General features: G+C 67.7%; 4 protein-coding genes. 1 reads left to right on the forward strand and 3 read right to left on the reverse strand.

Annotation, left to right across the window (positions count from 1 at the left end; all coding sequences use genetic code 11):
- Positions 1–113 precede the first annotated feature (113 nt).
- Positions 114–944, forward strand: a complete 831-nt coding sequence (locus WAX14_RS22030) for a peptidylprolyl isomerase (RefSeq protein ID WP_422630174.1) — start codon at positions 114–116, stop codon at positions 942–944.
- A gap of 25 nt (positions 945–969) precedes the next feature.
- Here WAX14_RS22030 and WAX14_RS22035 read toward each other — a convergent pair whose 3' ends face one another.
- The 3 genes from WAX14_RS22035 to WAX14_RS22045 form a co-directional block, all read right to left on the reverse strand.
- Positions 970–3,276 (reverse strand): RelA/SpoT family protein, encoded by a 2,307-nt coding sequence (locus WAX14_RS22035; protein ID WP_422630175.1) that lies wholly within the window; start codon positions 3,274–3,276, stop codon positions 970–972.
- A gap of 88 nt (positions 3,277–3,364) precedes the next feature.
- Positions 3,365–3,952: an adenine phosphoribosyltransferase gene (locus WAX14_RS22040; protein ID WP_422630176.1), complete on the reverse strand. Its 588-nt coding sequence runs from the start codon at positions 3,950–3,952 to the stop codon at positions 3,365–3,367.
- A complete protein-coding gene (locus WAX14_RS22045) occupies positions 3,919–5,673 on the reverse strand; it encodes an ABC transporter substrate-binding protein (protein WP_422630177.1) in 1,755 nt (584 codons plus the stop codon). The genes WAX14_RS22040 and WAX14_RS22045 overlap by 34 nt, the downstream gene beginning before the upstream one ends.
- Positions 5,674–5,769 lie beyond the last annotated feature (96 nt).

A 5,769-nucleotide genomic window follows, 5' to 3' on the forward strand; every position in this document is an offset into this window, starting at 1 on the left:
CCTTCGGAGGGTGCCGCCCGCGACTGTGGCCGATCACCGAAGTTGAAGCCCGGTTACGGACAAGTTCCCGCATTCTGTCGTATCCACAACATTTCGGATATCGTGCCGTTGCTGTGACCCAAATCTCCCCGGTGCCCGCATACACCAGAACACCCCGCCGACTCGCGCTGCGCGGCATCGTGGTGTTCACCGCCGCGCTACTTGCCGCGGGATGCGCGACCGGCCGTAGCGCCACCGTCGACCCGACGGCAACCATCAGCACGTCCGCCGCAGCCACCTCCGCCGCGGCATCGGACGATTTCGACCCGTCCGCCTATCCGGCCCTGCGGCCGGTTCCTCCACCGGCGGGCCCGACCGTCGAGTGCCGCTACGTCCCGGGCGGTCCCGCGACGCCTCGGGCCGAATTCTCCGAGGTGGCCCCGGTCGCCACGGCGGGAACCGTCAAGATGACACTGGAGACGACGATCGGCCCGATTCCGCTGGTACTCGATCGGGCGAAGGCGCCGTGCGCCGTCAACAGCTTCATCAACCTGGCGCGCCAAGGCTTCTTCAACCGCAGCGCGTGCGACCAACTCGTCGACGGGCCGGGCACCCGGTTGTTCACGTGCGGTGACCCCACGGGTACCGGGGCAGGTGGTCCCGGCTACCAATTCGCCGACGAGTACCCGGTCACGTCGACCTCCCATTCGAACGGCTTCCTCACCCCGGCGTTGTACCCGCGCGGGACACTGGCGATGGCCTCGGACGGCCGCGCCGACAGCAACGGCAGCCGATTCCTGCTCATCTTCGACGACAGCGTCCTGCTGGAGCAATACACGATCTTCGGGACGATCGACGAATCAGCGTTGCCACCACTGGCTGCCGCCGCCGGATCCGGCGTGGAATCCGGCTCGTTCGGTCGGGGCAAGCCCGTCACACCCGTGGTGATCAACAGGGTGACCTGACGACGAACGAAACGCCTGTCGCCGATCAGGCCGCGGAGGTCACGCGGTACACGTCGTAGACGCCCTCGACATTGCGCACCACGTTCAGGACGTGGCCCAGATGCTTCGGATCCCCCATCTCGAACGTGAACCGACTGACTGCGACCCGATCACCGGACGTGGTCACCGACGCCGACAGTATGTTCACCCGCTCGTCGGCGAGCGCCTTGGTGACGTCGGACAGCAGGCGGTGCCGATCCAGCGCCTCGATCTGGATTGCCACGAGAAACACCGACGACGGCGACGGCGCCCACTGCACCTCGATGATCCGCTCCGACTGTTCCCGCAACGATCCGGCATTGGTGCAGTCGGTGCGGTGCACACTCACCGAACCGGTACGGGTGACGAACCCCATGATCTCGTCGCCCGGCACCGGCGTACAACACTTGGCGAGCTTCGACACCGTGCCCGGCGCCCCCGGAACCTCGACACCCGAGTCTCCGCTCTGCCGCGACCGTGTCGGCACTGTCGACGGTGTCGCCCGTTCGGCGAGTTCCTCTTCGACGCCGCCCACGCCGCCCAGCATGGTCACCAGCCGCTGCACGACGTGTTGCGCCGAGACGTGGTGTTCCCCCACCGCCGCGTACAGCATCGAGACGTCGGCGTAGTGCAGTTCCTTGGCTGCTGCCAGCATCAGATCCGCGTTCATCAGGCGCTGGAGGGGCAAGCCGACACGCCGGACTTCCTTGGCGATCGCGTCCTTGCCCTGCTCGAGGGCCTCCTCGCGGCGTTCCTTGGCGAACCACTGCCGGATCTTCGCCTTCGCACGGGGTGATCCCACGAACGACTGCCAGTCACGGCTCGGTCCCGCATTCGGATCCTTCGAGGTGAACACCTCGACGACCTCGCCGTTCTCGAGTTTGCGTTCGAGTGCGACGAGCCGGCCGTTGACACGCGCACCGATGCACCGATGCCCGACCTCGGTGTGCACCGCGTACGCGAAGTCCACCGGCGTCGACCCCGCAGGCAACGTGATCACGTCGCCCTTCGGGGTGAACACGAAGATCTCCTTGACCGCCAGGTCGTACCGCAACGACTCGAGGAATTCACCGGGGTCGGCGGCCTCCCGCTGCCAGTCCAGCAGCTGCCGCATCCATGCCATGTCGTCGAGTTCGTTGGCGTCACCGGCGTGCTTGCCCTTGGTTTCCTTGTAGCGCCAATGGGCGGCGATCCCGAACTCGGCGGTCCGGTGCATCTCACGCGTGCGGATCTGCACCTCGAGTGGCTTACCTTCGGGACCGATGACCGTGGTGTGCAGCGACTGGTACACCCCGTAACGCGGCTGGGCGATGTAGTCCTTGAACCTGCCCGCCATCGGCTGCCACAGGGAATGCACGACCCCGACCGCGGCATAGCAGTCGCGGATCTCGTTGCACAGGATGCGCACACCCACCAGATCGTGGATGTCGTCGAAGTCGCGTCCCTTGACGATCATCTTCTGGTAGATCGACCAATAGTGCTTGGGCCGGCCCTCGACCGTCGCATCGATCCGCGACGCGGACAATGTCGAGTTGATCTCGGCGCGCACCGTCGCGAGGTAGGTGTCGCGGGACGGCGCGCGGGTCGCCACGAGGCGGACGATCTCTTCGTACTTCTTCGGGTGCAGGATTGCGAACGACAAGTCCTCGAGTTCCCACTTGACCGTCGCCATACCGAGTCGGTGTGCGAGCGGCGCGATCACTTCGAGGGTTTCGCGGGCCTTGCGCGCCTGCTTTTCGGGCGGCAGGAACCGCATGGTGCGCATGTTGTGCAACCGGTCGGCGACCTTGATGACCAGGACCCGTGGGTCCCGCGCCATCGCGATGATCATCTTCCGAATGGTTTCGGCTTCGGCAGCATTCCCCAAGACGACCTTGTCGAGCTTGGTGACACCGTCGACGAGATGGGCGACCTCCTCGCCGAACTCGGCGGTGAGCTGCTCGAGGCTGTAGCCGGTGTCTTCCACCGTGTCGTGCAGCAACGCTGCCACGAGAGTGGTCGTGTCCATGCCGAGCTCGGCGAGAATCGTCGCGACCGCGAGCGGATGGGTGATGTACGGGTCGCCCGACTTGCGCTTCTGCGTCTTGTGCCGTTCCTCGGCGACGTCATAGGCGCGTTGCAGCTGTGACAGGTCAGCCTTCGGATACAACTCGCGGTGGATCGTGACGAGCGGCTCGAGCACCGGTTTGAGGGTAGTTCCGCGCTGACCGGTGATGCGCCGGGCCAGTCGGGCACGCACCCGCCGGGACGCGGACGTCGATGCCGGCGTCGGAGTGGGACCCGAGTTCGACGACCGATCAAGATTCTGGGTCATGCCCGCTCCTCCCACCGCAACCTGCCCGGACCGTCGCGCTCGGCCCGTCGAGGCCGTCGAGCCCCGATACCTGCGCCAACTGTAGTACTCAGATCCGCACGATCGCCGTCAGCGGGTACTTTGCCAACCGAGCGCGTCCCGCCAGCGCCTCGATCTCGGTGACGACCGCCACCGACACGACCTCCGCACCGGCGTCCTCGAGCAATCGGACGGTCGCGGCGAGGGTGCCACCGGTGGCCAGCACATCGTCGACGACGAATACCCGCCGACCGTCGAGCCGAATCGAATCGCCGGGGATCTCGATGGATGCGGTGCCGTATTCGAGCGAATACTCGCAGGTGTGCACGGGTGGCGGTAACTTGCCCGCCTTGCGCACAGCCAGCACACCGACCCCCAGTTCGCGGGCGACACCTCCGCCGAGGAGAAACCCCCGCGCATCGACCCCGGCAACCAATTCTGCCCCGGACGCGGTGGCCGCGAGCGCCGTGATCACCGCGCCGAACGCCGGTCCGTCTGCGAACACCGGCGTCAGATCGGCGAATCGCACCCCCGGGGTCGGGAAGTCGTCGACCCAGCGGGTCCGCTCGGACACCGCCTTCGCGGCGTGCTCGAGGACGGCAGGTTCGACGATTCCGTGCGTGTTCACCTGGTCAGTATCCACCGGTCCATGTTCCATCCGGCACCCGCGGTGGTCGGGTTCGCGACGGCTGCGTGCATGCCGGCGGCGAACGCGGCGGTGCGGGGCTGAGCGAACAGCGGTACCGTCGGCATCTCGTTCCACAGGATCGACTCGGCTTCACCGGCCAAACCGGCGACCGCGGCGTTGTCCGAGGTGACGAGCAGCGCGTCGAGGATCTCGTCGAGCCGGCGATTCGCGAAGCCACCGATATTGCTGCCGGTTCCGGAATGCAGTGTGTCGCGTGCGGCACCCTGGTTCGCCGTACCGCCCGCGCCGGCAACGGCGGCTGTGCCGGCGAGCACGGCGTCGACCTGCCCCGCCCTCAATTGGGACGGCACGAAGGTCTCGGACGCCGCATCGACGACGTCGATGCCCGCGTCGCGACAGGATTGGGCGATCGACTCGACGGTCCGGGCGCGGCGCGGGTCGGGGCCGAGATAGCCGACCCGTACGGTGATCCGATCCTGACCGCTGTCGGCGAGTTCGTCCGTCGCGGCCGCGCCGTCGGCCCGAGCGTATCGGGAGGCGGTTCCGGCGACGCCCGGGTACAGCGGTGAGTCCGCGCCGAGAATCCGCGAATCGACCGGACCGGCACCGATACCCGACTCGGGTGGGTCCCCTGCCGTGCCGAACTGCTCGAACAATTCGGTGCGGGGAATGCACAACGCGAACGCACGACGTGCCGCCGCATTCTCGAACACACCACGGGTTGCGAGAGTCAACTGTTCGACGTTGCGCGACGGAACCGTCGTGACGGCGGCTCCGTCACCTGCTCCGATACCGTCGAGTGCACCGTCGGCGCTGTCGACGACCTGGATCCGGCCGTCCCCGGACGCGGCGGACGCGGCCGTGCCACGCGGCCACACCACGATCGTGTCGGTGGCCGGGCGATTACCCCACCACCGTTCGTTCGCGACGAGGACGAGGCCGTCTTCGGCCGTGTACGACTCGACTCGATACGGCCCGGCCGACGGCAGCAGCGCCGGGTCGAGCGCCCCGGGTGTCAGGGTCCAGCCGGTATTCCAGAAGTCGGCCATGCGTCGCACCGCGTCGATATCACCATTGGTGATCGCAGCGACCGGGTCGGCCACCCCGGACGCGCGCGCCACGACGTGCGACGGAAGCAACTCGGTGGCCCCGAACAGCGACCGCCAGTCCGTGTCGCTTCGATCGGCACGGAAGACGACGGTGGCGTCCTTCGAACCCGGCTGGCATTCGACCCGGTCGATGTCGGCGTATCCGCCTCGGTGTGCGGCGTCGAATACGTTCACCGCGGCGCCCGTGTCGTCGGGTGCGGTGAAGCGACCGGACGCCGCGGCCCACGCCAGCACGAGATCATCACAGCTCATCGGTACCCCGTCGGAGTACACCGAATCTGCGGCCAATCGGTACTGGACGGTGAGCGCTTCGGCGGGAAGGACGGTCGCGGTGCCGACATCGGTGTCGGAGACGACCCGGCCTGCCGGCCCGACATAACCGAAACCCGGCTGCACGCGGGCGAACGCCTGCCGGGCGCCCGACGCCGCACCGTCGACGGTATTGGCGTTGTAGGTGGTGACGGCACCGTCGATCGCATACCCGATCGAGTGGAGCGGTTCGTCGGAGGAACCGCAGGCCACCGCCCCGGCCGCAATCGTGGTCACGACCAGGGCCGTGACCGCGGTCTTCAGCGACCGCCGACTACGTCCGCTGCGCTGGGTTCGCTCGGTTGCCGCCATCTCAGGGCCTTCTCTTGGCGCGCTTCCCCGTCGGTCGCGTACCCGGTCTCGGTGAGCGCTGGGGCTGCGCGGCCGGTGCGCGGCGCGGGGCCGTCC

Origin of the sequence: Rhodococcus sp. (in: high G+C Gram-positive bacteria), assembly GCF_049299235.1 — a bacterium.
In the GTDB taxonomy this organism is placed as follows: Bacteria; Actinomycetota; Actinomycetes; order Mycobacteriales; family Mycobacteriaceae; genus Rhodococcus.

What these genes read in the sequence shown, in the direction of transcription:
- WAX14_RS22035 (WP_422630175.1), bottom strand. Translation starts at nt 3,276, where the DNA reads ATGACCCAGAATCTTGATCGGTCGTCGAACTCGGGTCCCACTCCGACG.
- WAX14_RS22045 (WP_422630177.1), bottom strand. Translation starts at nt 5,673, where the DNA reads ATGGCGGCAACCGAGCGAACCCAGCGCAGCGGACGTAGTCGGCGGTCG.
- WAX14_RS22040 (WP_422630176.1), bottom strand. Translation starts at nt 3,952, where the DNA reads ATGGAACATGGACCGGTGGATACTGACCAGGTGAACACGCACGGAATC.